This window comes from Streptomyces sp. NPDC043867 (genome assembly GCF_056435845.1).
Genome location: NZ_JBWKDS010000041.1, coordinates 14,112 through 40,929, shown reverse-complemented (window position 1 = coordinate 40,929; position 26,818 = coordinate 14,112). Strand labels below are relative to the sequence as shown.

The 26,818-nt window shown below is 71.6% G+C and carries 24 protein-coding genes, 1 tRNA gene and 1 pseudogene; 12 read left to right on the top strand and 14 right to left on the bottom strand.

All coding sequences use genetic code 11. From position 1 onward, the window contains the following. Positions 1-552: 552 nt before the first annotated feature. Positions 553-1,296 (bottom strand): SLATT domain-containing protein, encoded by a 744-nt coding sequence (locus AC069T_RS30945; protein WP_478785883.1) that lies wholly within the window; start codon positions 1,294-1,296, stop codon positions 553-555. A gap of 268 nt (positions 1,297-1,564) precedes the next feature. On the opposite strand from AC069T_RS30945, the gene AC069T_RS30940 reads away from it, so the two are divergent. The 7 genes from AC069T_RS30940 to AC069T_RS30910 all read left to right on the top strand — a co-directional run bounded on the left by AC069T_RS30940 (position 1,565) and on the right by AC069T_RS30910 (position 8,085). Continuing rightward, positions 1,565-1,909 carry a YbaB/EbfC family nucleoid-associated protein gene (locus AC069T_RS30940; protein ID WP_358852930.1) on the top strand — a complete coding sequence of 115 codons (345 nt, stop codon included), beginning with the start codon at positions 1,565-1,567 and terminating at the stop codon, positions 1,907-1,909. Positions 1,910-2,032: 123 nt separating this feature from the next. Further along, a complete protein-coding gene (gene recR / locus AC069T_RS30935) occupies positions 2,033-2,632 on the top strand; it encodes a recombination mediator RecR (RefSeq protein WP_356133870.1) in 600 nt (199 codons plus the stop codon). Beyond that, positions 2,625-3,284 carry a DUF5063 domain-containing protein gene (locus AC069T_RS30930; protein ID WP_478785882.1) on the top strand — a complete coding sequence of 220 codons (660 nt, stop codon included), beginning with the start codon at positions 2,625-2,627 and terminating at the stop codon, positions 3,282-3,284. The genes recR and AC069T_RS30930 overlap by 8 nt, the downstream gene beginning before the upstream one ends. A 311-nt stretch (positions 3,285-3,595) precedes the next feature. After that, positions 3,596-4,870, top strand: a complete 1,275-nt coding sequence (locus AC069T_RS30925; protein ID WP_358852928.1) for an aspartate kinase — start codon at positions 3,596-3,598, stop codon at positions 4,868-4,870. After that, positions 4,870-5,946, top strand: a complete 1,077-nt coding sequence (locus AC069T_RS30920) for an aspartate-semialdehyde dehydrogenase (protein ID WP_478785881.1) — start codon at positions 4,870-4,872, stop codon at positions 5,944-5,946. Before AC069T_RS30925 ends, AC069T_RS30920 begins: the two co-directional genes overlap by 1 nt. Before the next feature lie 400 nt (positions 5,947-6,346). Continuing rightward, a complete protein-coding gene (locus AC069T_RS30915) occupies positions 6,347-7,015 on the top strand; it encodes a SigE family RNA polymerase sigma factor (protein ID WP_478785880.1) in 669 nt (222 codons plus the stop codon). Continuing rightward, positions 7,012-8,085, top strand: coding sequence for a hypothetical protein (locus AC069T_RS30910; protein ID WP_478785879.1), 1,074 nt, complete (start codon positions 7,012-7,014; stop codon positions 8,083-8,085). Before AC069T_RS30915 ends, AC069T_RS30910 begins: the two co-directional genes overlap by 4 nt. Here the strand turns inward: AC069T_RS30910 and AC069T_RS30905 are convergent. Then, positions 8,055-8,861 carry an SURF1 family protein gene (locus AC069T_RS30905; protein WP_478785878.1) on the bottom strand — a complete coding sequence of 269 codons (807 nt, stop codon included), beginning with the start codon at positions 8,859-8,861 and terminating at the stop codon, positions 8,055-8,057. The genes AC069T_RS30910 and AC069T_RS30905 overlap by 31 nt on opposite strands. Positions 8,862-9,004: 143 nt before the next feature. Between AC069T_RS30905 and AC069T_RS30900 the strand changes: the two genes are divergently transcribed. Beyond that, the gene (locus AC069T_RS30900; protein WP_478785877.1) at positions 9,005-10,831 is read left to right on the top strand and encodes a S9 family peptidase; all 1,827 of its coding nucleotides are present in this window, start codon (positions 9,005-9,007) and stop codon (positions 10,829-10,831) included. A gap of 287 nt (positions 10,832-11,118) precedes the next feature. On the opposite strand, the gene AC069T_RS30895 is transcribed toward AC069T_RS30900, so the two are convergent. Continuing rightward, a complete protein-coding gene (locus tag AC069T_RS30895) occupies positions 11,119-13,209 on the bottom strand; it encodes an NAD-binding protein (protein WP_478785922.1) in 2,091 nt (696 codons plus the stop codon). A 384-nt stretch (positions 13,210-13,593) separates the two neighbouring features. Continuing rightward, positions 13,594-14,004, bottom strand: a complete 411-nt coding sequence (locus tag AC069T_RS30890) for a (2Fe-2S) ferredoxin domain-containing protein (protein ID WP_478785876.1) — start codon at positions 14,002-14,004, stop codon at positions 13,594-13,596. A 369-nt stretch (positions 14,005-14,373) separates the two neighbouring features. Between AC069T_RS30890 and AC069T_RS30885 the strand changes: the two genes are divergently transcribed. Then, the gene (locus AC069T_RS30885; protein WP_478785875.1) at positions 14,374-14,784 is read left to right on the top strand and encodes a hypothetical protein; all 411 of its coding nucleotides are present in this window, start codon (positions 14,374-14,376) and stop codon (positions 14,782-14,784) included. A 366-nt stretch (positions 14,785-15,150) separates the two neighbouring features. Continuing rightward, the gene (locus AC069T_RS30880; RefSeq protein WP_478785874.1) at positions 15,151-15,603 is read left to right on the top strand and encodes a hypothetical protein; all 453 of its coding nucleotides are present in this window, start codon (positions 15,151-15,153) and stop codon (positions 15,601-15,603) included. A 394-nt stretch (positions 15,604-15,997) separates the two neighbouring features. Here AC069T_RS30880 and AC069T_RS30875 read toward each other — a convergent pair whose 3' ends face one another. From AC069T_RS30875 to AC069T_RS30835, 9 genes and pseudogenes are all read right to left on the bottom strand, one after another. Beyond that, positions 15,998-16,423 carry a PIN domain-containing protein gene (locus AC069T_RS30875; RefSeq protein ID WP_478785873.1) on the bottom strand — a complete coding sequence of 142 codons (426 nt, stop codon included), beginning with the start codon at positions 16,421-16,423 and terminating at the stop codon, positions 15,998-16,000. Then, positions 16,420-16,698 (bottom strand): CopG family transcriptional regulator, encoded by a 279-nt coding sequence (locus AC069T_RS30870; protein ID WP_478785872.1) that lies wholly within the window; start codon positions 16,696-16,698, stop codon positions 16,420-16,422. Before AC069T_RS30870 ends, AC069T_RS30875 begins: the two co-directional genes overlap by 4 nt. A gap of 63 nt (positions 16,699-16,761) precedes the next feature. Then, positions 16,762-17,658: a phosphorothioated DNA-binding restriction endonuclease gene (locus tag AC069T_RS30865; protein ID WP_478785871.1), complete on the bottom strand. Its 897-nt coding sequence runs from the start codon at positions 17,656-17,658 to the stop codon at positions 16,762-16,764. Between the two features lie 621 nt (positions 17,659-18,279). Then, positions 18,280-19,260 carry a CU044_5270 family protein gene (locus AC069T_RS30860; RefSeq protein WP_478785870.1) on the bottom strand — a complete coding sequence of 327 codons (981 nt, stop codon included), beginning with the start codon at positions 19,258-19,260 and terminating at the stop codon, positions 18,280-18,282. After that, positions 19,257-19,856 carry an RNA polymerase sigma factor gene (locus AC069T_RS30855; protein WP_478785869.1) on the bottom strand — a complete coding sequence of 200 codons (600 nt, stop codon included), beginning with the start codon at positions 19,854-19,856 and terminating at the stop codon, positions 19,257-19,259. The genes AC069T_RS30860 and AC069T_RS30855 overlap by 4 nt, the downstream gene beginning before the upstream one ends. Before the next feature lie 104 nt (positions 19,857-19,960). Further along, a pseudogene (locus AC069T_RS30850) lies at positions 19,961-20,315 on the bottom strand (TetR/AcrR family transcriptional regulator); the annotation flags it as partial. 289 nt (positions 20,316-20,604) lie between these two features. Continuing rightward, positions 20,605-20,678 (bottom strand) — tRNA-Pro (locus AC069T_RS30845). A gap of 33 nt (positions 20,679-20,711) precedes the next feature. Next, entirely contained in the window at positions 20,712-21,491 is a 780-nt protein-coding gene (locus AC069T_RS30840) for a Pr6Pr family membrane protein (RefSeq protein WP_478785868.1), read from the bottom strand. 181 nt (positions 21,492-21,672) lie between these two features. Continuing rightward, entirely contained in the window at positions 21,673-22,599 is a 927-nt protein-coding gene (locus AC069T_RS30835) for a metallophosphoesterase (protein ID WP_478785867.1), read from the bottom strand. A 164-nt stretch (positions 22,600-22,763) separates the two neighbouring features. Here AC069T_RS30835 and AC069T_RS30830 point away from each other — a divergent pair, with 164 nt between their 5' ends. After that, positions 22,764-23,231, top strand: a complete 468-nt coding sequence (locus AC069T_RS30830; protein ID WP_476753711.1) for a GatB/YqeY domain-containing protein — start codon at positions 22,764-22,766, stop codon at positions 23,229-23,231. Between the two features lie 176 nt (positions 23,232-23,407). Here the strand turns inward: AC069T_RS30830 and AC069T_RS30825 are convergent, their stop codons facing one another. Beyond that, the gene (locus AC069T_RS30825; RefSeq protein WP_478785866.1) at positions 23,408-25,750 is read right to left on the bottom strand and encodes a transglycosylase domain-containing protein; all 2,343 of its coding nucleotides are present in this window, start codon (positions 25,748-25,750) and stop codon (positions 23,408-23,410) included. 409 nt (positions 25,751-26,159) lie between these two features. On the opposite strand from AC069T_RS30825, the gene wblA reads away from it, so the two are divergent. Next, positions 26,160-26,498, top strand: a complete 339-nt coding sequence (wblA, locus tag AC069T_RS30820) for a transcriptional regulator WblA (protein ID WP_059133594.1) — start codon at positions 26,160-26,162, stop codon at positions 26,496-26,498. The last annotated feature ends 320 nt before the right edge of the window (positions 26,499-26,818 follow it).

Sequence of the window (26,818 nt, the reverse complement as noted above, 5' to 3'; positions counted from 1 at the left end):
CGAGGGAGGACGAGGCGACGCTCGCCGCGCCTGCTGCGCGCCGGGTCCCCGGGCGGGGTGGCTCCCACGCCCGTGCCGTACCCGGCGCCTGCGGCATCTGCCGCGTGCCGCCCTCTCGAGCGAGGTGGCGCCGCGGCTGTCGCGCGTCGGCCCCCGGGGCAGGGTGGCCCCGGCGCCTGTGCCGTACCCGGTGTCTGCCGCGCCTGCCGCGCGTCCGGCCTCGCGGGCAGGGTGGCGCCCAAGCCTCCGCCGTGCCTGGCGTCTGCCGCGTGCCGCCCTCTCGGGCAGGCGGCTCCCACGCCTGCCGCGTATCCGGTCCCGGCAGGGCGGCCCCCAGGCCTGCGCCGTACCCGGCACCCTGCGGCACCCGCCGCGTGCGCCCTGCCCCCGCAGGGTGGCTCCCACGCGCCGTACCCGGCGCCTGCCGCGCGCCCGGCCCCCGGCGCGGCGCCCCCCGCCTCCCCGCGCCGGTCACACCGCCGGGGCCCCGGAGGGTCGCACCCCCGGGGTCCCGAAGGTCACCCCGGAACGGCACCGCCGCTCCGGCGGAGGTCACCGCGGCTCCGGTGGGCGTTGCCTGGGCATGTTCGGCCGGACACCCGGCGGCAGCGGGAACCGGTTCTGCGGGGTTCCGTCCACCCGGGGCGTCCCGGCCACGGACGCCTGCATCCCCAGCGGTGCCGACGCCCCCGTGCGGAACTCCACCATCCAGTCCGCCGTCTCCGTCCGGACCAGCTCGGTCACGTCCTCGGAGAACCGCCGCAGCACCCCGAGGCACCGCTCCGCCGCCTCCCCGGCCGTCCCCTCGGTGGGCCCGAGCACCTCGCGCACGCTCTCGGACGCCCAGTCGAACTGGAGCACCTGAAGTCGGCGCAGTACGGCCTGCGCCGTCGCCACGTCCCTCATCCAGCCGGACGTGAACCCGAAGAACCGGTCGCCGGCCACGCACGCGACCGCGAGGAGCAGCGTCAGATACCCCCAGGCGGCGACCCCGCCCACCACCCTGGTGAGGTCGAGCAGCGGCAGCGCCGCGCCGGTCACCGCGCCCGCCGCCGCCCCGGTCCGCAGCGCCCGCGCCCCGCGCCGCTTCCACACGCGGTCCGCGAGATACCAGGACGCCGTGTCCAGCGCGCCCCGCTCCACCCACAGATACAGCTCGTGGAGACGCTCCGCGGGCTCTCCCCAGTCGCCGAGCGGAAACGCGCGTCCGCCGAGGTCGCCCGGCCGGGGACCCGCGGCGTCCTCGCCCCCTCCGTCCCGGGGCGGCCCCTCGGGCGGCATCTCCGGCTGGCTCACCCGGCACTCCCTACTGCTGACGTTGCGTGACGGCTGCTCGATGGCCTGTGACGGCTGATGCTGGAGCGCCGGACCCTTTCCTACCGCCCAATGGGTGGCGATGGACCGGGTTTCAGGGCTGTTCCGCCCGGAAGTGGGCCTTGATCAGGTATAGGATTCCGGGCCGCCTCACCCGAAAGAGTGCTTGGGCGGCCGCCCCCCCGACCACGTAGGCTCGTGCCAGCGGGAAACCCTCGCCCATACAGCCGTACGAAACCAGGAGCTGATCGTGATTCCCGGTGGTGGCCAGCCCAATATGCAGCAGCTGCTCCAGCAGGCCCAGAAGATGCAGCAGGACCTCGCGACCGCGCAGGAGGAACTGGCGCGCACCGAGGTCGAAGGCCAGGCGGGCGGCGGCCTGGTGAAGGCGACCGTGACGGGCTCCGGCGAGCTCAGGGCGCTGAGGATCGACCCGAAGGCCGTGGACCCGGAGGACACGGAGACCCTCGCCGACCTGGTCGTCGCGGCCGTCCACGCGGCCAACGAGAACGCGTCGACGCTCCAGCAGCAGAAGCTGGGCCCGCTCACCCAGGGGCTCGGCGGCGGCAGCGGCATCCCCGGTCTGCCCTTCTGACGGGCGGCGAGGCCGGGCCCGCCGTATCGGGGCCCGGCCCGCCTATCGGAGACCGGCGGCGGCCAACTACCGTACGTACCAGGACACTGATGCGTACCGACGAAGCACAGGAAAGGCAGTCCGTTGTACGAAGGCGTGGTCCAGGACCTCATCGACGAGCTCGGGCGGCTGCCCGGCGTCGGTCCCAAGAGCGCGCAGCGGATCGCCTTCCACATCCTGCAGGCCGAGCCGACGGACGTCCGCCGGCTCGCGCAGTGCCTCATGGAGGTCAAGGCGAAGGTCCGCTTCTGCGCCACCTGCGGCAACGTCGCGCAGGAGGAGCTGTGCAACATCTGCCGCGACCCGCGCCGCGACCTCTCGGTCATCTGCGTGGTCGAGGAGCCGAAGGACGTCGTCGCGGTCGAGCGGACGCGTGAGTTCCGGGGCAAGTACCACGTCCTGGGCGGCGCGATCAGCCCGATCGAGGGCGTCGGCCCGGACGACCTGCGGATAAGGGAGCTGCTGGCGCGGCTGGCCGACGGCACGGTCACCGAGCTGATCCTCGCCACGGACCCGAACCTGGAGGGCGAGGCCACGGCCACGTATCTCGCCCGCATGATCAAGCCCATGGGCCTCAAGGTCACCCGCCTGGCCAGCGGCCTCCCTGTGGGCGGCGACCTGGAATACGCGGACGAGGTCACACTCGGCCGCGCCTTCGAGGGGAGACGACTCCTAGATGTCTGACGCCATGCTGCATGCGACGACTCCCGATCCCGCTGACTTCGCGGTCCAGATCGCGGATCAGATCGAGAGCTTCCTGGTCGCCGTGACCGAGGTCGCCAAGGGCGACGAGCCGGACTCGGCCGTGCCCTTCCTCCTGCTGGAGGTCTCCCAGCTGCTGCTGGCCGGCGGCCGCCTCGGCGCGCACGAGGACATCCTCCCCGACGAGCGCTACGAGCCGGACATGGGCCCCGAGCCCGACGTGGACGACCTGCGCCTGCGCCTCGCGGCCATGCTCGACCCGGTCGACGTCTACTCCGAGGTCTTCGACCCGTACGAGCCCCGCAAGGCCCCGGTCCCGGCGCGCATCTCCGACGACCTGGTCGACGTCATGGCGGACCTCCGGCACGGCATGGCCCACTACCGCGCGGGCCGTACCACCGAGGCGCTCTGGTGGTGGCAGTTCTCGTACTTCTCCAACTGGGGTTCCACCGCGTCGGCGGCGCTGCGCGCCCTCCAGTCGCTGGTGGCGCACGTGCGGCTGAACCAGCCCCTCCAGGAGCTGGACGGCCTCGACACCGACCAGGACCTGAGCGAGGACGCCCTCGCCGAGGAGGCCGGCCGGGTCATGGCCGAGGAGATCGGCGGACCGCTGGGGCTGCGCGAGCTCAAGTGACGGCCCGGGCCGGGCGCCGCCCGCGGGTCTGCCAGGACCCGCCGGCCGCCCGCCGGTCTGCCAGGCCCCGCACCGCCCCCGCGGGTCTGCGCGGCCCGCACCGCCCCCCCCTGTGACACGGCGCACTTTGCGAGTGACCCGCGCCGGCATCGGGCAGGTGCCGTCCTGGAGCGGCCGGAAGACCGGCCCGGTGATCATGTGTTGAGCGGGACATCTCACCATGCGATACCGGGAAGGGGAATTCCGGCCGCTCGATAGACTGAGCCGACCGCAGTTGTGCGGTGCAGAGACGGATTGAGCGAGGAGCGCACGTGGGCCTTGTCGTGCAGAAGTACGGAGGCTCCTCCGTAGCCGATGCCGAGGGCATCAAGCGCGTCGCCAAGCGGATCGTGGAAGCGAAGAAGAACGGCCACCAGGTGGTCGTGGTCGTTTCCGCGATGGGCGACACGACGGACGAGCTGATCGATCTCGCCGAGCAGGTATCTCCGATGCCCAGCGGACGAGAGTTCGACATGCTGCTGACCGCCGGGGAGCGGATCTCCATGGCCCTGCTGGCGATGGCGATCAAAAACCTGGGCCACAGCGCCCAGTCGTTCACGGGCAGCCAGGCGGGTGTCATCACCGACTCGGTCCACAACAAAGCGCGGATCATCGACGTCACGCCGGGCCGGATCAGGACGGCGCTCGACGAGGGCAACATCGCCATCGTCGCCGGGTTCCAGGGCGTCTCGCAGGACAAGAAGGACATCACCACCCTCGGACGCGGCGGCTCCGACACGACCGCCGTCGCCCTCGCCGCGGCGCTCGACGCCGAGGTCTGCGAGATCTACACCGACGTGGACGGCGTCTTCACCGCCGACCCGCGCGTGGTGAAGAAGGCGAAGAAGATCGACTGGATCTCCTTCGAGGACATGCTGGAGCTCGCCGCCTCCGGCTCCAAGGTGCTCCTCCACCGCTGCGTGGAGTACGCCCGCCGCTACAACATCCCGATCCACGTGCGCTCGTCCTTCAGCGGACTGCAGGGCACCTGGGTCAGCAACGAGCCGAAGCAAGGGGACCAGAAGGTGGAGCAGGCCATCATCTCCGGTGTCGCTCACGACACCTCCGAGGCCAAGGTCACGGTCGTCGGCGTCCCGGACAAGCCCGGCGAGGCCGCCTCGATCTTCCGCGCCATCGCCGACGCCGAGATCAACATCGACATGGTCGTGCAGAACGTATCCGCCGCCGCCACGGGCCTGACGGACATCTCCTTCACCCTCCCCAAGACCGAGGGCCGCAAGGCCATCGACGCGCTGGAGAAGGCCAAGGACAAGATCGGCTTCGACTCGCTGCGCTACGACGACCAGATCGGCAAGATCTCGCTGGTCGGCGCCGGCATGAAGACCAACCCGGGCGTCACGGCGGGCTTCTTCGAAGCACTCAGCGACGCCGGGGTGAACATCGAGCTGATCTCGACGTCCGAGATCCGCATCTCCGTGGTCACCCGCGCCGACGACGTGAACGAGGCCGTGCGCGCCGTGCACACCGCCTTCGGTCTCGACTCCGACAGCGACGAGGCCGTCGTCTACGGAGGCACGGGCCGCTGATGTCCCCGTCCGGGTCGCGGAGCGGGCGGCCGACGCTCGCGGTCGTGGGAGCGACCGGCTCCGTCGGCACCGTCATGCTCCAGATCCTGTCCCAGCACGCGGACATCTGGGGCGAGATCCGCCTGATCGCCTCGCCGCGCTCGGCCGGCCGCAAGCTGACCGTGCGCGGCGAGGAGGTCGAGGTCGTGGCGCTCACCGAGGCCGCCTTCGACGGCGTCGCCGTCGCCATGTTCGACGTGCCCGACGAGGTGGCGGCCCAGTGGGCGCCCATCGCCGCCGCCAAGGGCGTGATCGTGGTCGACAACTCCGCAGCCTTCCGGATGGACCCCGACGTCCCCCTCGTCGTGCCCGAGGTCAACGCGCACACGGTCCGGCTGCGGCCCCGCGGGATCATCGCCAACCCGAACTGCACCACCCTGTCCATGATCGTCGCGCTGGGCGCGCTGCACGCCGAGTTCGGCCTGCGTGAGCTGGTCGTCTCCAGTTACCAGGCGGTGAGCGGCGCCGGGCGGTCCGGGATCGACACGCTCCGGCAGCAGCTCGCGCTCGTCGCCGGCACGGACCTGGGGACCAAGCCCGGTGACGTACGGCGGGCCGTGGGGGACAACACCGGGCCGTTCCCGGAGCCGGTGGCGCTCAACGTGGTGCCGTGGGCCGGGTCCCTGGCGGACGACGGCTGGTCCTCCGAGGAGATGAAGGTCCGCGACGAGTCCCGCAAGATCCTCGGCCTGCCGTCACTGAAGGTCGCCGTGACGTGCGTACGCGTCCCCGTCGTGACCACGCACTCGCTGACCGTCCACGCCCGCTTCGAGGGCGAGGTCACCGTCGACAAGGCCCGCGAGATCCTCGCCACCGCCCCCGGGGTCGTCCTCTTCGACAACCCGGCCGCCGGTGAGTTCCCCACCCCCGCCGACGTGGTGGGCACCGACCCGACCTGGGTGGGACGGGTGCGCCGGTCGCTCGACGACCCCACGGCGCTCGAACTGTTCGTCTGCGGCGACAACCTCCGCAAGGGCGCCGCCCTGAACACGGCGCAGATCGCGGAGCTGGTGGCGGCGGAGATCACCGGCGCGTAGGTCCCCCGCTCCCGCCGGCACGCAGGTCCCCCGCCCCCGCCGGCACGCAGGTCTGACGCTCCGGGCGCCCCGGGGCCGCAAATTCCGTCGGCCGGCGACGCGTTCGTTTGTAGGATCTGTGCAGATCGTGCCGGAACTGTGGCTCGGCAAATGGTCCGGACCACTTGAAACGGACCGGCCGGCCGTCCGAAGATTCTTCCCCCCGTTCTCCGCAACCGCGCGGAGGGCGGGGAGCGTCTTTGCGGACGCACTTCGGCGCGTCCGAACTTCACGGCACACGGGGCACAAGGGAAGAGCTGGTACGCATGAGGGCATTTGACACCATGTCAAACGGGGTGCCTGACGCAAATGCGATGCCTGACGCGTACAACCCTGACGGGGGCAGACGTGTCCAACTGGCGTGGCAGAGGTACTCGATTTCACCGCGGTACAGACGAGGGGCACCGCCCTGCGTCCACCCCGCCGACCCCGCAGTCCCGGCGCGCCCGGCGGCATGCCGGTGATCGCCCCCATGCCCGCGACGCGGCAGGCCCGCATACCGAACCAGCGCGACGGCGCCGAGGACACCACGGCGGCGGGCACCACCGTCGACCACCTGACCGAGACCTACCGCGCGCACTACCGCTCGCTCCTCGGTCTGGCAGCACTTCTGCTCGACGACACCGCGTCCTGCGAGGACGTCGTCCAGGAGGCCTTCATCCGGGTGCACTCGGCACGCAAACGCGTCCGGGACCCCGAGAAGACGCTCGCCTACCTTCGGCAGACCGTCGTGAACCTCTCCCGGTCCGCGCTGCGCCGGCGCATCCTCGGCCTGAAGCTGCTCTCCAAGCCCATGCCGGACATGGCGAGCGCCGAGGAGGGCGCGTACGACCTGCTGGAGCGGGACGCCCTGATCAAGGCGATGAAGGGCCTCCAGCGCAGGCAGCGCGAGGTGCTGGTGCTGCGCTACTTCGCGGACATGACCGAGGCCCAGGTCGCCGACACGCTGGGGATATCGCTCGGGTCCGTCAAGGCGTACGGCTCGCGCGGCATCGCGGCGCTGCGCGTCGCCATGGAGGCACCGGCATGAGCGAGCACCACGAGCGGCGCCCCGAGCACGATCACACGCAATCGCACGCTGGGAACGGAACTGTGAACCACGGCCCCGAAGAACAGGGCCCCGAAGGGCTCGGCTCCGACGAACTGGCGCTGCGCAGGCTGCTGCACAGCGCCGTCGAGGAGATCGAACCGGCCGACGGCACCCTGGACCACCTGCGCCGGGCTGTGCCGGCCCGGCGCGCCCGCAAGCGCCAGGCGATGGTCGGCATGGCGGCCGCCGCGCTCTTCATCGGCACCGCCGTCCCGGCCCTGGTCCACGTCTCGAATGCGACAGGGTCGGACGCCCACCCCTCCGTCGTGGGCAACAGCCAGGCGACGCAGGGCGGGCAGAGCGAAGGCAAGGGCGAGGACGGCCACGGCGGCGGCACGAGCGGCCCCTCCGGCAAGTCCAAGGACAAGGGCACGAAGGAAAAGGGCAAGCAGGACAAGGGCAAGGGCGCCGGCAGCGGCGTCACCGGCGGCGCCGCCCCGAGCGCCTCCGCGGCGGGCGCCGCGCCCTGCACGGCCGCGCAGCTCGGCGGCCCCACGGCTTCGGCGGGCGCCCCGGACGCGGCCGGCGCGGTCTACGGCAGCTTCTCCGTCTCCAACATCTCCGGCACCGACTGCACCGTGACCGGCCCCGGCAGCGTGGGCGCCACCGCGACGGGTGCCGCGGACCCGTCGAAGACCGCGGCGATGCGGCACGCGGCGGGTGACGGGGCCCCGGCGCTGCCCGACCCGTCCCAGGAGGCCGCCACCCTGGTGCTCCGGCCCGGCGGCTCGTACGTGGTGAAGTTCGCCTGGGTGCCCTCGCAGGCGTGTCCCCCCGTCGGCGGCGGCGACCCCTCGCCGGACCCGACACCCTCGGGCGGTACGGCGGACAGCGGCGGCGGCACCTCCACCGACTCCGGCGTCTCGACGCAGATGGTCAGGGAGGACACCGTCGACGGCAAGGTCGTGGTGTCGCACACGGCGCCCGGCGGGGCTCCCTCGGCTTCGACCGTGGTGCCCAACGCCTGCGCGGGGACGGTCTACTGGACGGGGCTGCTCGCCGGTTCCTGAGCGTTCCGCCCGGCGGGCTCCTCGTCCGGGACCAGGCCCAGCGCCGCGTCCCGGGCGAACTCCGCCTCACGGCGCAGCAGCCGGAACCACATGAAGACGACGAAGCCCGCGAAGACGAACCACTCGCCGGTGTAGCCGAGGTTCTGGAACGCCTTCAGGTCCAGGCCCGTGCCCTCGGGCGCGGTCGCGGGCACCGCCCGCATCCCGCCGTCCGCGCGGTCCAGGGTGATCCAGGCGTCGTACACGTCGTACGGCACGAGGTTCACCAGCGACGCGGTGCTGATCGCGCCGGTCTGGCCGGCGGGCAGGCCGCCGCCGGCGCCGTTCGCCCCGGGGCTCTCGGACGCCTGGAGGGCGCCGGTCACGGTGACCTGGCCGGCGGGCGCGGCCGGGACCTTCGCCGGGTCCGCCTCGCCGGGCAGCCAGCCCCGGACCACGGGCAGCGCCCGGCCGGCGTCGGTCCGCAGCAGCGTCAGCACGTAGTAGCCGCGCCTGCCGTCCAGTTCCCGGCCGGGCACCAGCAGCTGCCTGCCGTACCGGCCGGTGGCGGTGGCCCGGGCGCCGGACGTGTCGCGGTCCACGGGCAGCAGCTCGTCCAGGGGGCGGGCCGGCTGGCTCTCGGCGGACGCGGCCTGCTCGGTCGCCGTCCGGTGGTCCTGCACCCGGTCCTCGAACCGGCCCAGCTGCCACGACCCCATGAAGACGCAGAAGGGGATGGCCAACAGCACGAAGACGTTGATCCCCCACCAGCGGGGCGTCAGCAGAAACCGGTACACGCCGTCAACGGTACGGGGCCGCGGCGCGGAGGCGGGCCGCGGGGTGGGTCCCTTCCCTCTCGGCGTCCCGGCCGTGGCGGGAGTTTTCCACAGGCTGAGGGACTCCTCGGCGCGCTGTCGGACGGGCCAGGCACTATGGGGCCATGACTGAGAGCAACGGGACCACGCAGGAGCAGGGGTCCACGCAGGCCGGCGTGGAGATGCCCGACTGGGAGAAGCGCTTCCGGGCACCACGGGTGTCCCTGCCGGACTGGGCGGAGGACGCCCCGCACCGCGCGCTGTTCGTCTCGAACGCGACGGGGACGTACGAGCTGTACGCGTGGGACCGCGAAACGGGGGAGCAGCGCCAGGTCACCGACCGGCCGAACGGCACGACGGACGGCGTGCTCTCGCCGGACGGCGAGTGGATCTGGTGGTTCGACGACAAGGACGGCGACGAGTTCGGCGTCTGGCGGCGCCAGCCCTTCGGCGGCGGCCCCGACCAGGCCGCCGTCCCCGGCCTCGAGCCGTCCTACCCGTCGGGCCTGGCCCTCGGCAGGGACGGGCGTACGGCGGTCGTGGGCCGCTCCACCGACGAGGACGGCTCCACGATCCACCTCGCCAGGACCGGCGAGGCCCCCCTGGAGATCTACCGGCACCGCGAGTCCGCCGGTGTCGGTGACCTCTCCCACGACGGCTCCCTGATCGCCGTCGAGCACACCGAGCACGGCGACGCGATGCATTCCGCGCTGCGCGTGCTGCGGCCCGACGGAGCCCCCGTCGCCGAGCTCGACGACACCGAGGGCGGCACCGTCGAGCTCGGCCTCGAGGTGCTCGGCTTCGCCCCGGTCGAGGGGGACGCGCGGCTGCTCATCGGGCACCAGCGGCGCGGTCGCTGGGAGCCGCTGGTGTGGGACGTGACGACCGGCGAGCAGACCGACCTGGCCCTGGACCTGCCCGGTGACGTCGGCGCCGAGTGGTATCCCGACGGCTCCGCGCTCCTCGTCTGGCACAGCTTCGAGGCCCGCAGCGAGCTCTTCCGGTACGACCTGGTGAGCCGCGAGCTGACCCGGGTGCCCTCGCCGCCGGGCACGGTGTCGGGTGCGACCGCCCGCCCCGACGGCACCGTGGAGTACCTGTGGTCGTCGGCGGCCGAGCCGTCGGCGGTGCGCTCGACCACCGGTGACGTCGTCCTGGACCCGCCCGGCATGAAGTCCCCGGGATCCGTGCCCGTGGAGGACGTCTGGGTGGACGGCCCCGGCGGACGCATCCACGCCCTGGTGCAGAGGCCGGCGGGGACGACCGGCCCCCTGCCCACCGTCTTCGACATCCACGGCGGCCCGACCTGGCACGACAGCGACTCCTTCGCGGCAGGCCCGGCAGCCTGGGTGGACCACGGGTACGCGGTGGTCCGGGTCAACTACCGGGGCTCCACGGGGTACGGCCGCGCGTGGACGGACGCGCTCAAGCAGCGCGTCGGTCTGATCGAGCTCGAGGACATCGCCGCCGTCCGCGAGTGGGCGGTGACGTCCGGCCTCGCGGACCCCTCCCGCATCGTCCTCACCGGCGGTTCCTGGGGCGGCTACCTCACGCTGCTCGGCCTCGGCACACAGCCGGACGCGTGGACCCTCGGCATCGCCGCCGTCCCGGTCGCCGACTACGTGACGGCCTACCACGACGAGATGGAGGCCCTGAAGGCGATGGACCGCACGCTGCTCGGCGGCACCCCCGAGGAGGTCCCCGAGCGCTTCGAGGCCTCCTCCCCGCTGACGTACGTCGACGCGGTCAAGGTCCCCGTCTACATCTCCGCCGGGGTCAACGACCCGCGCTGCCCCATCCGCCAGGTCGACAACTACGTCGAGCGCCTCGCCGCCCGCGACGCCGTGCACGAGGTCTACCGCTACGACGCGGGCCACGGGTCACTCGTCGTGGAGGAGCGCATCAAGCAGGTGAGACTGGAACTGGACTTCGCGCGGCGGCACCTCGGGTAGGTGTTCGCGCGGGGGCGCCTCGGGGGGTGGTCTTCGCGCGGGGGCGCCTCGGGGGTGGGCCGGGACGGCGGCGGGCGGGGCGACCGGCGCTCGGGGCGGGCGCCGGGTGGCGCTCATCGCCGGGGGCGGGGTTGGCAGTGGTCGGCGGGCGGGGCTCGCGGGGGCCGTTCGCCGGGGGCTTGTGGCAGCTGTGGACGGGTTGGCGGCTCGGGGGTCGACCGGCCCCGGTCCGACTCAGTTGCAGGCGAGGACAGCCGCCGACGGGGCCGCTGCCGACGGGGAGCCGGTCAGGTCCCCGCCCGATCCAGGGGGCGGCGCCCCAGCAGTTCCGCGAGACCACGCCGGGTGGCCGCCAGCACCACCCGGTCCTCGGGGCGCAGGACGTACGTGGACGGCAGGTCCCAGACGAGCCCGGAGGGCCGCTCGCCGCGGGCGGAGCCACCCGGGCAGGCCGCCGGGCCGGCCCGGCGTTCCCCCGGCGCCGTGTCCAGCGCCAGCACCCGCCACGCGCCCGCCCGGAACGCCTCGCCCACCGTCCGCCCCGCCAGCTGCGGATGCCCGCCCACGCTCACGGCGGCGAACAGCAGCACCCGGCGCTCGACCGGGATCGCCCCGAGGATCTGCCGCCCCATCATCGCCCCGGCGAACGCGGGCGCCGCGAGATGCGAGACGCTGCGGCTGCGGGTGAGCGCCCCGGGGTGTGCGGCCCGCAGGGTCCGGTACACGGCGGTCGCGAAGTCGTCGTCGTACAGACGCAGCACGACGCGCAGGTCGGGGCGCAACGACCTGGCGTACAGGGCCGCTTCGAGGTTCGTGGTGTCCGCGCTGCTCAGCGCGAGCAGCGCGTGCGCCCGGTGGATCTTCGCGGCCTCCAGGACGCCTTCCTGCGTGACGTCACCGAGCACCACCGGCACCCGCAGCCGCCGTGCGGTCGCGAGCCCCCGTGCCTCCGGGTCGGACTCGACGCACACCACCGGGATGTGCAGCTCCCGCAGCCGGGTCAGCACCCGCGTACCGATCTTGCCGAGCCCGAGCAGCACCACGTGCCCGGACAGCCCCCGTGGCGGCCGGCGCACCGCGGACGCGCTGCGGAAGGTGCCGAGCGCCTCCAGCACCGCGGCGAGCAGCACCGGGAGGAGCAGCAGCCCGACGAGTCCGGACAGGAGTTGCAGCAGCTGCCGGCCGAGGGGCTTGCCGATCGCCGGGTCGTTGATCGCGAAGAGGTCGAGCAGGGTCAGGTACGTGGCGTGCACCGGTTTCTCCCCGGTGACCGCCATCGACGCCACCGCCAGCGCGACCACGCAGGCGACCAGACCCACGAACGACCATCGCAGCCGCCGTGACAGCAGCGAGGCGAACGGCACGACGCTGCGTCCCGCGGGCAGCGGTGGCCCGGCGTACGACACCGTCTCCAGCACGATGGTCCCGCGCCCGGTCGCCGCGGCCACCGCTCCCTGGTCGGGCAGCAGCCGGGGTCCCTCGTCGCCGCTGCTCTCGGAGCCGTCGGCGCCGGCCGGGTCGCTGGTCGTCGCGGACAGCAGCGCCAGCGTGCACAGGCCGGGGTCGGCGACCTGCCCCGGCCCCGGCGGCGGGCGCTCGGCGGCCCGCAGCAGCAGCCCGTCCGTCTGGACGACCTTGCTGGTGCCGGCCACGGCGGTCGCGGCGAGCGCGGGCGCGGCCGTGTCGGCGTCGGACAGGACGGTGGTGGACGCGTCGAAGCCGTCGAACCCGCCGGCGCTTTCGTCGGCGCCCGCCGCGGCCAGTGTGGCGGCCTGGTCGAGCAGCGCCTCGATGTGCTGGCCCAGCCGCCGGTTGTAGAGCCGCAGCACCAGCCGCAGCCGGGGGTTGAGGCGACGCGCGGTCAGCGCGGCCCGGATGTTCGTCTCGTCGTCGTCGTACACCAGCGCCAGCGCGGCGGCCCGCTCCACCCCCGCCTCGGCGAGCACGGCCTCGGTGGCCTCGGCGGCCTCCAGCACCCGCTCGGCGCCCGGGGGTTCGGCGCCCCGGACGGCTTCGGGGCCCCGGAGCCCCGCCGCGTGAGCCGCGCCCGCGTCCCGGTCCGCCGTCGTACGGGCGCTCCCCGCGTCCCGGTTCCCGGTCGTACGGGCGCCTCCCGCGTCCCGGCTCCCCGCCGTACGGGCGGTACCTGCGTCCCGGTTCCCGGTCGTACGGGCACTCGCCGCGTCGCCGTTGCCCGCCGCTCGGGTGACGGCGGCGGACACCCGGTCGAACAGGCCCGGCGCCCGGGTCCGGCCCACGACGGGCGGCTGGACGCGCCGGGCCGCGGGCGGCACGACGAGGGTCACGCGCTCGCCGTACACACCCCGCAGTTCGGCGGCGAGCCGGTGCGCGAGACCGTCGTCGCCGCACACCACCATGTGCGCGACGGTCTCGGGCGGCTCGCTCTGACTCGGAAGGCTTCCCACACAGGAGAAGACTGCCGCACGAGCACCACCGGTTCCACACCGGCGGGCCGCGGCCGGCGGTCAGCCGCTGGGACAAGTGTCCCTGTACTGACTGATGTTGTTGTCCGGTGCGGGCGCCGGGCACGGACTCACCACCGATGATCACGCCTGCGGCGACACGAAACCGGGGATCACCGCGACCACGCCGAACATGCCCCGGGACGTGTCCGCCGCATCACCGAACCGACCGGACACTCCTTCCGGGACCCCCGCCGCCGACTCGACTCATGCTCACCCTGACGTGGCTCGTCCACGCGACGGACGCCCGGCCCGTCGACGGCCCCCCGGTCCCGGGGATCAGCGGCGGGAGCGTGAACGGGCACGGCCGCGGGTCTCGCCCGGCGGCCGTACGAACTGCAGCTCCAGCGCCGTCGGCGGCGCGGCGATGCCGGGGCCCCCGGCCGCGGCCCAGCCGATCAGCTCCTCCGTGCAGTCGTCGTCCATGGCGAAGCCGACCCAGGTCGCCCGGCCGCCGCGCTGCCGCCCGGCGGCGGAGGGCTGCACCACGATCACGTTGGCCTGGTCGCAGGGCCCGAGACAGTCAGTCGTGCGCACGGCGAACCGCCCGCCCGACGCCTCGGCCCCGGCCCGCAGCCGCTCCAACTGCCACTCGTGGTCGGTGCCCGGATACTTGCGCGGGTTGCCGCAGCAGCACCCCCGGCACACGACCAGCGTGCAGGGCCGACCCCCGGCGGCACCGACAGCCACCGAACGGACCCTCTGGCGCGGGGCGTTGACTGTCACCGTGAAAGACCTTTCGCGAAGAACACCGGGCGACACCACGAGCCCGGCCGGGCACGAGGGTGGGGCGTCACCGACGTCACCGTACGAGATCACCGCGGGCGGCGACCCGCGGGGCCGCTGTCACCGGGGCAGAGCGACCGAGAACGCCCACGAACTCACCTGACGGGCAGCCCGGTTGAGCGGACCGAACCCGAACCACCGGCGTCGGGGGACTGACCAGCTGCCTGAGCCCCGGAGCGAACGGCACGATCCCGCCCGCCGGTCCGAAGTACTCGGTCGCAGCTGAGTACGTGCGCTCTGGCCGGCGGGCCGGCGAGCCGAAACCCTGGAGCCATGGAGCAACGACTTCCGAACCTCGTCCGCCGCCCGATACCGGGCTTCCTCCTCGCCGTGGTGGCGGCGGCACTCTGGGCGGCCTGGCTGGGCTGGGACCAGCACCGCGACGTGCACCCCGACGGCTCGACGACGGGCCCGTACGAGGCATGGCAGGTGATCGGCCTGGCGCTGACGCTGCCGGCGCCGGTGTACTGGGCGGCGTCCCGACGCCACACCGTGAGCGCCGTACTCGGCACAACGGCCGGCCTGACCGTCGCCGCCTACTACGACTGGTCGGACGACGCGAGCGGCCTCTTCGCGATCGGAGTCGCCCTGGTCATGCTCGGAACCCTGGCGGGGACGACGGCGGCGACGGCGGTGACAGCGGCGCTCACACAAAAGGGCCCCCACCCGACGACGTCCCACTAGGGCACGCGCCTGTCAATGAGGTCGCCTGCACCGACGGGTTCAGGTTCGCGGATGCAAACCGAGGTCGAGGACGTAGCGCTCGGTGGTGATGGGGGAGCTGCCCCGTGCTTGGCGCAGCCGGTCTCGGTGGCCTTTGTGCTGGTCCTGGCATGGCGGCAGCGGATCTCCCTGAATTGCCGGGACGGGGCTGGGTTGGGGCATATGCTGTGCATGGCAGATCGCGCCTGCCCGCTCCGAGTCATGGTGGCCCACGTCCATCGTGACGGCGAAGACAAGGTTCCCCGAATCGCGCAGCAGCGTTCCGCCAAGTCATCCAAGTATCCGCGGCGGGGTGGACGTGGGGCATCCCGTCCGATGGAGCACACGATGACCAGGAACCGTCGCAGCAAGGCTGAGATTCACGCCCACCAGACAGTCACAGGAATGCCGTATCTGGTGGCCCGCCGACAGATCGCTGCCTTGGCCGAGGTGATGCAGCAGCATCCGCGGCTCAATTCCTTCGGCATCGGCGTCTTCGATCCCCTTCGCAAGACGGCCGAGCAGCGCTGGACCGACCTCGCAGCCGGCCGCGAGGAGTTGGTGGGAGGTGTGGCCGTGGTGATGGAGACGGCCGAGTGGCTGCGTGAGAACGTCACGCCGATCAAGAATCCTGCCGTCAGCAGCTACGGCGTGAAGCACGTGATGGAGCGGGTAACCCGCAGGTACGTCACCAACGGCGAGTTCATTGCCGCCGCTCTCGTCGTCGGCTACACCTTCAAGTACGCGCAGCCGAATGTGCTGTTCGGCATGAGCGCCCGAGACCTGAAGCGGATGAAGTGAGCGCCCCAGCGGGGATCCCTCCGGCCGTCTGAACGGGCCTCAGTGGCTTAATCTTCCACGGGCGCTTCGTCGTGTGCGCAGAACCTTCGAGGTCCTGCGCACACGACAGCTCCAGCCAGGGCGCCGGTAGCAACGGCTGGTAGACCAAAGGCACCTGAAGGCTGAGCTCTTCGGTTTCCCGGCCGTGAGCAAAAGGGCGGCAGGTGCGCAGGACGCACGGGAGCGCGCCGAGTCCGTGTGAAAGCTGACGGGACACTGAGTGTTGAGAGCCCCGTCAGGTAGGGCGATTGACGCGTCTGTCCTGGCCAGGATCCGGGGTTTGAAGCCGTGCGGCATGTCCCGCTCCCGGCCTGGTGCCATCCCAGCTGCGGGCCCTCGAGAGGCGCGGGTCGGGTCACACCTTCTTGACGACGATCGTGTCCGGGACCAGCTTTTCCAGGTCGTCCACGTCCGAGGTGAAGACGGTGACCTGTCCCTTCTGCCGTCGCGCGATCACGGCGAGCACGGCATCGATCGCGTACTTGTGGCCGTGCAACTCGGCGTCGGCCAGGAGCCGGCGTGCCTGGCGGGCCTCGTCCTTCCCGATGTCGGCGACCTGGAGCCGGGACAGTACCCAGTCCCAGCGCTGTTCGGTCGTTCTGCCGTCGTACGCCTCGACCAGGGTCATCGGTGACGTCACCACTTCGGCCTCACCTCGCGCCGCGAGGTCGAGCCAGGCGATCATCTTCCGATCACCGCGCACGGCCAGGGAGAGAGCTTCACAATCCAGGACGAAGACACGGAGCGGCCTCTGCCCGTACTCGCCGACCCGCTTCTTCACGCAGTCTCTCCGGCGTTGCGCTGTCCGGAGGTGCGGCGCCGCTCGTGTTCGGCGTCGAGATCCTCCAGCTCGTCGAGGGCTGCCTCACGCTCGTCCTCGGTCACGGGGCCGTGCTCTTCCTGCAGCCAGTCGACCAGTTCCAGGAGCCGGTCCCGGTCGCGCTTGAAGCGCAACGCCTCCGCGACGTACGCCGACAGGCCCCGCTCGGCCGCGTCCGCGCGGATCTCGTCCAGGAGATCCTCGGGGATCGTCACGGTCACCTTCTTCGTCGCCATACAAGAGACCATACTCTTGGTATCGCGCTCCTTACCAGTGAGGCGCGGCCGGCGATTCGACGGTCAGGTGGCCGGGGCGGGGCGTGGGCTGCCGTGGAAGACCTGGCTGGTGTGCCAGGAACGGTGGATCGCGGTGACGGGGTGGGCGCCGGGCTGAGGTCCGATGAGTGGTCGGTCGGCGAGCGCGATGACGTGTTCGAGGGCGGCGGGGCTGTGGCCGACGAAGAGCTGCGAGACCAGGATGCGGTGACCGTCACCGATGCCGAGGACGCCTTTGTCGAAGAGCTTGTGGTGCAGCGAGCACAGGCACAGTCCGTTGTCGACGTCGTCCGGTCCGTCGAACGCCCACCAGCGCACGTGCGCGGCCTCCAGCCCGACCGGCACCGCGCCTATCCTGCCGTCGTAGCCGCAGAACGCGCACCGGTACTCGTAGGCCGTCAGGACCCGCTCCCGCATCCGGGGATCCCGCCGCCTCCGCACGGCGGCCGAGAGCTGTCCGGTCTCCGCCGGCTCCAGTTCCAGGCCGACGGCTTCGCACAGGTCGCCGTGGAGCGAAGGCGGGAAGTGCAGGTCGAGCAGGACCCGTGCCATACGGCCGAGCAGCTCCGGCTCACGCCGCAGCGCCGCCCGCAGTTCCGGCGCCAGCCGCCCCGCGGCCCCCGCGGCCCGCAACTCCCGCACCCCGCTGCCGGGACTGCCCGGTCCGCGATCGGTGCGCACCTCCCACACGCCGTCGCTCACCATGTGGTGGAACGGGTAGGCCGGAGTCGTCCTGTTCGGCGGACCGTACTCGGTCAGCAGCCGCTGCAGATCCTCCTCCACCGCGCTGTACCGCAGTTCGCCGGCGGCATCCTGCTGGAACCGACCGAGGGCGTACAGCAACAGCAACGGCTTGTGCGGAGCACGGGTCCCGTTTCTGCTCCACTGCCTCAGCTTCGCGGTGCGCTCCAGCCAGTCCATGACCGGCGATCGTAGTCGCGCCTCGTTGACCAGCGATCTGCGTATGTAGAAATCAGCACCGGGCCTGATTCGTGGAAAGCCTCACGAGTCGCGGCGAGGTGATTGCGACGTGTCGTAACCAGGTGGTGCCATCGTTCGCGGGTCTGCTGTTCTCCGCTGATCCACCGTGCTCGCGCGGTGTCCTCGGGAAGCGGAAGTCCGGCCATGGAGTGGGCGGTGTCGACGTAATAGGAGTAGCCGCCGTTCCGCGTGAGTTCGCGCAGGCATGTGATCGCGGTGGCGAGGTCGTCCCGGGCGTCGAGGACGGCGTGGTGGAAGCACAGGGCCCGCTGCAGCTTCGCCGCGGCGTAGGCAAAAGAAGCGGGTCCGGCAGCTCCTGCGAGACCAGTGCACGGACGGGCTCATCGTCAAAACCGACCCTCAACGGGCTTTCTACGACCTCGTTCAGGAGTAGAGCCCGGGACGCGACGGTACCCAACAAGGGCAGCGTGCCTGGCGTTATGGCGGTCAGCAGGCCACCCCTTGGGGACCAAGGGGAGCCGCTCCCGAAGTCGGCTCCCCCGGATTTCTCCCAGCGTCAGGTCTTGGGTGAAGTCGGTGCTTCGGCGCCCTCGCCGGATATCAGGGGCGATCGCCCCTGTGGTCCACGACTCCCGTGGCCAGGAGCGCGTTCTGGAACATGAGGTCGCCCGCCTTCCAGGGCCGGTCAGGGGTGTCGTCGGCGCCCGGGAACGAATCCTTGTAGTCCTTGACGACGATCTGTCGGTCGCCGAGGTACTGGTATGTGTGCGGGTCGATCAGGATCTCGCGGCGGACCTTCTGCCCCTTCTCGTCGTGCCCGACCGCGAGGGCGTCCCGGCCCGCGAGGTCCCGTACGAGATGGTCGGTGACCTCGACGCCGGGGACCGCGGCCAGCGCGCGGTACAGCTTGGCGAGCGCCTGCGGCGGGATGGGCTGGGAGGCGAACAGCACACTCAGCGCACCCATGTCCTGCTCCCCCTCGGACTCGGCGCTGCCCTTCCCGGACGGGTAGTAGGCGCGGACCTTCTTCAGCACGGCGGCCGGGTCGTCCGGCAGCTCGTCGAGGAAGCGGAGCCGTTCGCGCATGGAGCGGTCGTCGCCCTCCTTGCCGTTCTCGAAGCGCGGATCCGCGTACCGCGTCCAGTGCTCCCGGGGCTTCGGCTTCGGCTCGGGCCGGGGGGCGGCGCTCGGGGGCCAGATTCCGGGACTGGCCGAGAGCTTCTTCACGTAGACCCACTGGCCCGCGTGCGGCGTGGGCGGCGGATCAGCCCGCTCCACCGTGGACGCGGCCCGCTCCAGCACCTCCTTCACCGGACCCGGCACCGTCCGCGTCGTAGTCGGCACCGTGCGCTCCGCACCACTGTGGCCGCCCCCTCCGACGCCGGAGGCCAGCACGGCCACCGCGGTGAGCGCGGCGGCTGCCCCACCCGCTGCGAGCCGCCAGTCGGCCCGCAGCCGGCGTCCCCGGCCACGCCCCGCGGCGCTGCTCAGCCGGTCCCGCCCCTCGGCGAGCCGTGCCCGGTCGGGCTTCGGCACCCCGGCCCGGAACTCCCGTACGTCCTTCATCTCGTCCACGTTCACGACCGGACCACCTCCGCCACTCCACCCAGAAAAGCCGGGTCGGCACCCAGCGCGGCCCGTACCTTGCGGCGGGCCCGGTTGAGCCGGGACCGCACGGTCCCGACGGGTATGCCGAGAGCCTCGGCTACCTCCTGGTAGGTCAGGTCGGCCCAGGCCACGAGCAGCAGCACATGCCGGTCGGCGGCAGACAGCGCGGCGAGCGCGTCCGCGAGCGGGGCCCGGTCGGCGACCAGGTCCGCGGTGTCCTCGACCCAGCCGGCCGCGACGGGGTCCTGGCCGGTCCTGGCCAGCGCCCGCAGACCGCGTACTTCCTTCCGGCGCTGCTTGCCGATGAGGTGCGCGGCGATCCCGTACAGCCAGGGCCGGGCACTGGCCCGCGAGGCGTCGTAGCGGGCACGCACCCGGAACGCGGTCAGGAACGTGTCGGCCGTGACGTCGTCCGCCGCGTGGTCGCCGAGGCGCCGGGCCGCGTACCGGTGGATGTCGGGTGCGTACCGGTCGTAGAGCCGGGCGAACAGCTCCGGATGTTCCAGGGACTGCGCGATGACATGGCCGTCGCGCTCGTCGCCGGGGTCGAGCGCCGGTGGTCCAGTCACGGGTCCTCCGTCAGCGGGTGGGTCGAGCGTGTCACCCGTTGTTCCCCGCTGCCCCGCGAAGAGTTCACGCCCGCACAGGATTTTCTCAGGGAACGGGCGCGACCCTACGGGATCGGCCGCGCCAGCATCTCCCGTGCGTACCTGGCGTCGTACACCCCGCCCGTGAGCAGCACCTTAGAGCGAGATCCCGTCCATGAGCGCGACCAGGGCCCGTGCCGTGACGGGATCGATGCGCTCGGCGAGGGCGTCGGACAGCTCCTGGCACCACTCGGCGGCGACGGGGCGCAACGCGGGATTGCGCAGCGCGGCGAGGTACAGCTCGTTCCCCAGCTCCACGCCGACCCGGTCCCCGGCGAGCCACTCGCCGAGCAGCCCGGCGAGCTCGTCGGCGAGGTCGAGCGCCGGGTCCTGGAAGGAGCCGCGCGCCGCGACAACCTTCGCGGACCCCTCGTTGGCCTGGCCTGAGGGTGTCCCACGGGCACGTCACCCGCGAGATGCGGCAGGAGCTGTTGGCGGACCTCACCACCGAGTGGGAGACGTCGCTCGATTCCCGGATCGCGATGTGCCCGACGTCGCCGGTCGCGGTGCTCAACGACCTCTTGCGGGAGCGTCTGAGAGCGCGTCGATAGGCGCTGTCGGGGGAGCGAAATTCCAGGATCTTCTCCCAAATTTCTCCCAACGAGCCTCGGAAACCACTCAGGGGCCCGACCCGCTAAGCGGATCAGGCCCCTGACCTGGTGTTTCACTGTCGGGGTGGCGGGATTTGAACCCACGACCTCTTCGTCCCGAACGAAGCGCGCTGCCAAGCTGCGCTACACCCCGATTGTCGCTGCTGTCGCGGCGACGTCGTTTACTTTAGCCCACCGGTGGCTGGAGACGAAATCCGGTTTTGGCGCGGCGGCGGACCGGGTCCGGGCGGAGGTGGTCGGCGGCCACGAGCAGGAGGGCGAGGGCGTAGAAGGCGAGGCCCAGGAGCAGGGCGTTGCTGAGAACGCCCAGGTGACCGTGCCGGTCCATGTCCAGGAACGGGTACAGGTACCGTACCGGCGAGGTCGAGGGGATCATCGCGCTGCGGGTGACAGAAAACGCCAGGTAGGCCACGGGGTAGACGAGCCAGACGGCCGCCTGGCTCACCCGCACCGGCGCCGGGCTCGTCAGCAGCAGCCAGTCCACCACCGCTGCGATCGGCGTCACCGTGTGCAGCAGATGGTTCGCGACCGCGTGCCAGCCGCTCGGCGCGTCGCCCGTCATCGAGAACGGGCCGGCGGCATTCGCCAGGATCATGTGGTACACGAGGCCCGTGATCACGATGTAGAGCAGGGCGCCGCCGTTCACCAGCGGATGCAGGGGGCGGCGGGCCGTCCATGCGCGCCGCGACGAGGCGAGGAGCACCACGGCCAGCAGCACATTGCTCTGGATCGTGAAGTAGCTCAGTACCCGGACGGGGCTGCCCCAGCGGAGTTCCATGGCCACGCCGGCCGCGGCCGCCAGGACCACCAGAAGGCGGTAGACGGCTGTCGCGCGGCGGCGTACAGGGGCCACCACCGCGGTCGCTGGGACGATGAACGGGGCCGGCGCGGGGATACCGGGAATCGCAGGGAGGTCTGGCATGTCCTTGGGTATCGGGGCGGTCATGAGCTCACGCTAAGTGGATGCCGCGAATCGGGCGATACGGGACAAGCCGAGCGGGTTACAACGCCCAGCAGGCCCGCCCCCGGCGGTCCCGGCCTCCCGGGCCGGCAGCCCTGGCGGGCCCGACATCCCCGGCCCCCGGGCAGTCCGGGTCAGCCGAGCCGCGCGCCAAGGCTCCCCCCGCCTACTTCCGCCCCACCAGCGTCAGCAACGACGCCTCCGGCGGGCACGCGAACCGTACCGGTGTGTAGCGGTTCGTGCCGCAGCCCGCCGACACGTGCATGTACGACGTCCGGCCCTCCGCGTGGTGCACGGACAGGCCCTTGACCCGGTCCGTGTCCAGGTCGCAGTTGGTGACGAAGGCGCCGTAGAAGGGCAGGCAGAGCTGGCCGCCGTGGGTGTGGCCCGCCAGGATCAGCGGATAGCCGTCCGCCGTGAACGCGTCAAGGCTGCGCAGGTACGGAGCGTGCACGACGCCCATCGAGAAGTCCGCAGACTCCGACGGGCCGCCCGCCACGCGCGCGTAGCGGTCGCGCTTGATGTGCGGGTCGTCGAGGCCGGTCAGCTCGACGGAGGCGCCCTCGATCTTCAGCGTCCCGCGTGCGTTGGTCAGGTTCAGCCAGCCCGCCGCGTCGAAGCCCTCCCGCAGGTCCTCCCACGGGTTGTGCACCGCGTTGACCGCCGGCGCGTTGCCGTTCAGGCCGTGCCGGCCCTGGGCCTTCTCGAACAAGTACTTGGCGGGGTTGCGGAGTTTGGGGCCGTAGTAGTCGTTCGACCCGAAGACGTACGCCCCGGGGAACTCCATCAGGGGACCCAGCGCGTCCAGTACCTCCGGGACGCCCTCCGGGTCGGAGAGGTTGTCCCCGGTGTTGATGACGAAGTCGGGCCGCAGCCCCGCGAGGGAGCGCAGCCAGCGCTGCTTCTTGCGCTGACCGCTCACCATGTGGATGTCGGACACCTGGAGCACCCGCAGGGGACGCATACCCGGTGGCAGGACCGGGACCGTCACCCGTCGCAGACGGAAGGAGCGGGCCTCGAAACCCGCCGCGTACAACAGACCGGCGGCGCCCACCGCCGTGATTCCCATTGGTACTCCGTATAGCGCGCGCATGCGTCCATCGTGTCAGACCTCGGAGGGACCGACGCCCGCCTGTGGACAACCTTCGGGGCCCGCACCTCCCGAGGCGTCCCAGCAGCAACTCCCGGCACGGCAACGGGACGGCCCCCGCGAAATCGACGGGCGTTCGTCTCCCCGTACCTGCGACAATCGACGACATGACCACGCTCAAGTCGAAGCTGCAGGAAGACCTCAACTCCGCCATCAAGGAGCGCGACGAGCTCCGCTCCTCGACGCTCCGGCTGACCCTCGCCGCGATCACCAAGGAGGAGGTCGCGGGCAAGACGAAGCGCGAGCTCTCCGACGACGAAGTACAGAAGGTGATCACCCGCGAGGCGAAGAAGCGCCGCGAGGCGGCGGACGCCTTCGCGCAGGGCGGGCGTGCCGAGTCGGCCGAGCGGGAGAAGGCGGAGGGCGAGGTCCTCGCCACGTACCTGCCCAAGCAGATGTCGGACGAGGAGCTCCGGCAGATCGTCGCCCAGGCGGTCGAGGAGGCCCGGGCGGCCGGTGCCGAGGGACCGCGCGCCATGGGCCAGGTCATGAAGATCGTGAACCCGAAGGTGGCCGGTCAGGCCGAGGGGGGCCGCGTCGCCGCCGTGGTCAAGCAGCTCCTCGCGGGCAGCTGAGCCCCCGGCCCATCCATGGGTCGAACGCGCGCGAGAGCTTCCCGCGGGCAGCTGAGCCCCGGCTCACCCCAGAGGGGCAACGTGCGAAAAAGGTGGGGGCGCCCCGGTCACCAGGGGCGCCCCCACCGCCGTGTCGTAGAGGAACGTGGAACGCGGAGCCCCGCCGGGCGGCCCGGCTAGCCGTTCCTTCCCCCGAACCCGTTGCCGCCGTTGCCCTGGCCCCGGATGAAGCCCTCGGGGATCGAGAAGGAGGGCGTCGGGAAGGCGCCGCCGTCGGTGCCGCCGCCGGTCGTCGTACCGCCGATGGTGGTCATACCGCCGTCGGTCGTCATGCCGCCGTCGCCCCCGTTGCCGTTCCCGTTCCCGTTCCCGTTCCCGTGCCCGTTGCCGTCCCCGTTCCCGTCGCCGTCGCCGTCGCCGTTGCCGCCGTCGTCCTGGCCGCGGCCGCTGCCGCCGTCGGGGATGTTGACGAGGGTGAAGTCGGGCGCGGGCTTGCTCTGCAGGGCGCCCGTCATCATGTCCCGCCAGATGGGGCCGGGGACCTCACCGCCGTACACCTTGTCGCGGTAGACGCCGCCGATGGTGATGTCGGTCATCCGGCGCTTGTGGGCGGGGTCGCCGACCCAGACCGCGCCGGCCATGTTCGGCGTGTACCCGACGAACCAGGCGGCGTAGCGGAAGTCCGTCGTACCGGTCTTGCCCGCGCTGGCGCGGCCGGTGAGACCGGCCTCGGTACCCGTACCGTCCTCGACCACGCCCTTCAGCAGCGTGTTGATGGTGTCGGCGGTGGTCTCGGACATCGCACGCGAGCAGCTCGTCCTCGGCACCCGCAGGGACTTCTTCTCGTCGCCCACGATCTGGCTGATCGACTCGATGGCGATCGGCGTGCAGTACGTGCCGCGCGAGGCGAAGGTCGCGTACGCGTTCGCCATCGTCAGCGGGGACATCTCCTGCGTGCCGAGCGCGATGGACGGTGCCTGCGCCATCTTGGAACCGTCGGCGCGCTTCACGCCCATCTTCTTCGCCATGTCGGTCACCGGGCAGATGCCGATGTCGCTGATCAGCTGCACGTAGTAGGTGTTGACCGACTTGGCGGTCGCTTCCTTCATGCCGTACGGACCGTGCTCCGACTCGTTCTCGTTCGTGAGCTTCTCGTTCTGGAGGTTGGTCCAGTTCTTGCCGTCGCACACGGAGACCGGGCTCGGGTACTCCATCTCGTACGGCGAGGAGTACTGCTGCGTCGCCGGCTTGCCACCCTCCACGGCGGCCGCGGCCACGATCGGCTTGAACGTGGAACCGGGCTGGTACCCCGCGCCGCCGCCCATGGATTTGTCCACGGAGAGGTTGATCTGGGTCTGGTTCTTGCCGAAGCCGTACGGACGCGACTGGCCCATCGCGAGGATCTTGCCGGTGCCGGGCTCGACGATGGTCGCGGCGGTGGCCACGTCGTCGCTCTTGTTGACGTGCTCCTTGATCGACGCCTGGGCCGACTCCTGGGCCTGCGGGTCCAGCGTCGTACGGATCGTCAGGCCGCCCTGGTTCCAGACCTTGGCCCGGGCCTCCCTGGTCTTGCCGAAGACCGTGTTGTTCAGGAAGACCTCGCGCACGTAGTCGCAGAAGAAGCCGGCGCCCTTGACTGCGGTGATGCAGCCGTTCTTCGGCTCGCTGACGTGCAGTCCGAGCGGCTTCTTCTTCGCCTTCTCGGCCTCCTGCCGGGAGATGTCGTGCACCTCGGCCATGCGCTGGAGGACGGTGTTGCGCCGCTTGACGGCCTCCGCCTCGTCGTTGACCGGGTCGTACCGGCTGGGCGACTGGACGATGCCCGCGAGCAGCGCGGACTCCTGGAGGTTCAGCTTCTTGGCGGGCTTGGAGAAGTAGCGCTGGGCCGCGGCCTCGACGCCGTAGGCCTGCTCTCCGAAGAAGGTGATGTTCAGGTAGTTCTCGAGGATGCGCTTCTTGCCGAGCTTCTCCTCGATCTGGATCGCGTACTTCAGCTCGCGGATCTTGCGGCCGAGCGTCTGCTGGGTGGCCTCGGCGACCTTGGTCGGGTCGTCGCCGGCCTCCTCCACGAAGACGTTCTTCACGTACTGCTGCGTCAGCGTGGACGCGCCCTGGGCGACTCCGCCGCTCTGCGCGTTCTGGTTCACAGCGCGCAGGATGCCCTTCAGGTCCACGGCGCCGTGCTCGTAGAAGCGCGAGTCCTCGATGGCGACGATCGCCTTCTGCATGTACGGCGAGATGTCCTTGAGGTCGACCACCGTGCGGTCACGCGAGTAGACCGTCGCGATCTGGCCGCCCTGGTTGTCCAGGATGGAGGTGCGCTGGCTCAGCGGGGGCCGCTTGAGGTTGGCGGGGATCTCGTCGAAGCCCTCGACGGAACCCTTGGCCGCGAGGCCCAGCGCGCCGGCGGCGGGCAACGCGATTCCGGCCAGCACCGCTCCGGCGAGCACACTGACACCGAGGAACTTGGCGGCCTGCTGCGATGGGGACAGACCACCGCCCGAGCGCTTCTTTGGCATGAGGGCAGCCTACGTTCTCATTCGCCGGACACGCGTATATGCCTTGGCCTAAGCTGCTCTCAACTGTCACAGCAGCAGGGCCACGTATCAAGTACGTCCGGCGACCCCGAATCGTTCCGGACGTCTCCCATTATTTTTGTTGGGGGCGTGTCCGAATCCGCCTTGTGTGTCATCGGGCGTCCGTTGTGGCTCAACTGAACTGTCCCGGTCTGCCGGGAAACTGCCGTATGTCCTGCGCTCACTCCCCCGGGTGATCTGCCGCTTACGCATAGTCCGTTCGGACCATTCAAGATTGGGCCCGAAGGGGGTGTTGCGCTGTGCCCACCTTCCGTAACGTCCTCAACTGGCGGCGGTGAATATGCCGCTGCCGCCGTGGGGGAGCCTCGATTCGGGAGAGGACGGCGCCGGTATGGGCTGGGTAACCGACTGGAGTGCGCAGGCGGCCTGCCGCACTACCGATCCGGATGAACTGTTCGTTCAAGGAGCAGCGCAGAACCGGGCGAAGGCGGTGTGCACCGGATGTCCGGTGCGCACAGAATGCCTCGCCGATGCGCTCGACAACCGCGTCGAGTTCGGCGTGTGGGGTGGCATGACGGAGCGTGAGCGCCGCGCACTGCTGCGCAGGCGACCGACCGTGACGTCGTGGCGTCGGCTGCTGGAGACCGCGCGTACGGAGTACGAGCGCGGTGCCGGCCTGCTGCCCCTCGACGAGGAAGAGGTGTACGAGAACTACGCGGCGGTGGGCTGAGGGGACCGTCCCTCGGACTCGGACGCCGTGCCCTCGGGCCGCGGCGGCGGGTCCGCCGGATCCGTCTCCACCACCCCCTGGCATGAAGAGCACGCCCCTGTGACACACGACAGGGGCCTCTCAGGTGCGGGCGCAGGACGGCTTGATCAGGCGCCGGCGCCCCGGCCGCTTGGTCGAGCCTTCGGACCCGGGCGCCGCGTCACGTCGGCGCCGCACGGGCCCGCGGCTGGTGGCCCGTCCGCATTCCGGGCCTCGGCTATCCGGTCATATTCCGGGCCTCGGCTACCCGTCCGCGTTCCGGGCCTCGGTTGCCTTGTGCG

What these genes read in the sequence shown, in the direction of transcription:
- AC069T_RS30930 (WP_478785882.1), top strand. Translation starts at nt 2,625, where the DNA reads ATGTCTGACGCCATGCTGCATGCGACGACTCCCGATCCCGCTGACTTC.
- AC069T_RS30920 (WP_478785881.1), top strand. Translation starts at nt 4,870, where the DNA reads ATGTCCCCGTCCGGGTCGCGGAGCGGGCGGCCGACGCTCGCGGTCGTG.
- AC069T_RS30910 (WP_478785879.1), top strand. Translation starts at nt 7,012, where the DNA reads ATGAGCGAGCACCACGAGCGGCGCCCCGAGCACGATCACACGCAATCG.
- AC069T_RS30900 (WP_478785877.1), top strand. Translation starts at nt 9,005, where the DNA reads ATGACTGAGAGCAACGGGACCACGCAGGAGCAGGGGTCCACGCAGGCC.
- AC069T_RS30895 (WP_478785922.1), bottom strand. Translation starts at nt 13,209, where the DNA reads ATGGTGGTGTGCGGCGACGACGGTCTCGCGCACCGGCTCGCCGCCGAA.
- AC069T_RS30885 (WP_478785875.1), top strand. Translation starts at nt 14,374, where the DNA reads ATGGAGCAACGACTTCCGAACCTCGTCCGCCGCCCGATACCGGGCTTC.
- AC069T_RS30880 (WP_478785874.1), top strand. Translation starts at nt 15,151, where the DNA reads ATGACCAGGAACCGTCGCAGCAAGGCTGAGATTCACGCCCACCAGACA.
- AC069T_RS30870 (WP_478785872.1), bottom strand. Translation starts at nt 16,698, where the DNA reads ATGGCGACGAAGAAGGTGACCGTGACGATCCCCGAGGATCTCCTGGAC.
- AC069T_RS30865 (WP_478785871.1), bottom strand. Translation starts at nt 17,658, where the DNA reads ATGGACTGGCTGGAGCGCACCGCGAAGCTGAGGCAGTGGAGCAGAAAC.
- AC069T_RS30840 (WP_478785868.1), bottom strand. Translation starts at nt 21,491, where the DNA reads ATGACCGCCCCGATACCCAAGGACATGCCAGACCTCCCTGCGATTCCC.
- AC069T_RS30835 (WP_478785867.1), bottom strand. Translation starts at nt 22,599, where the DNA reads ATGCGCGCGCTATACGGAGTACCAATGGGAATCACGGCGGTGGGCGCC.
- AC069T_RS30830 (WP_476753711.1), top strand. Translation starts at nt 22,764, where the DNA reads ATGACCACGCTCAAGTCGAAGCTGCAGGAAGACCTCAACTCCGCCATC.
- AC069T_RS30825 (WP_478785866.1), bottom strand. Translation starts at nt 25,750, where the DNA reads ATGCCAAAGAAGCGCTCGGGCGGTGGTCTGTCCCCATCGCAGCAGGCC.
- wblA (WP_059133594.1), top strand. Translation starts at nt 26,160, where the DNA reads ATGGGCTGGGTAACCGACTGGAGTGCGCAGGCGGCCTGCCGCACTACC.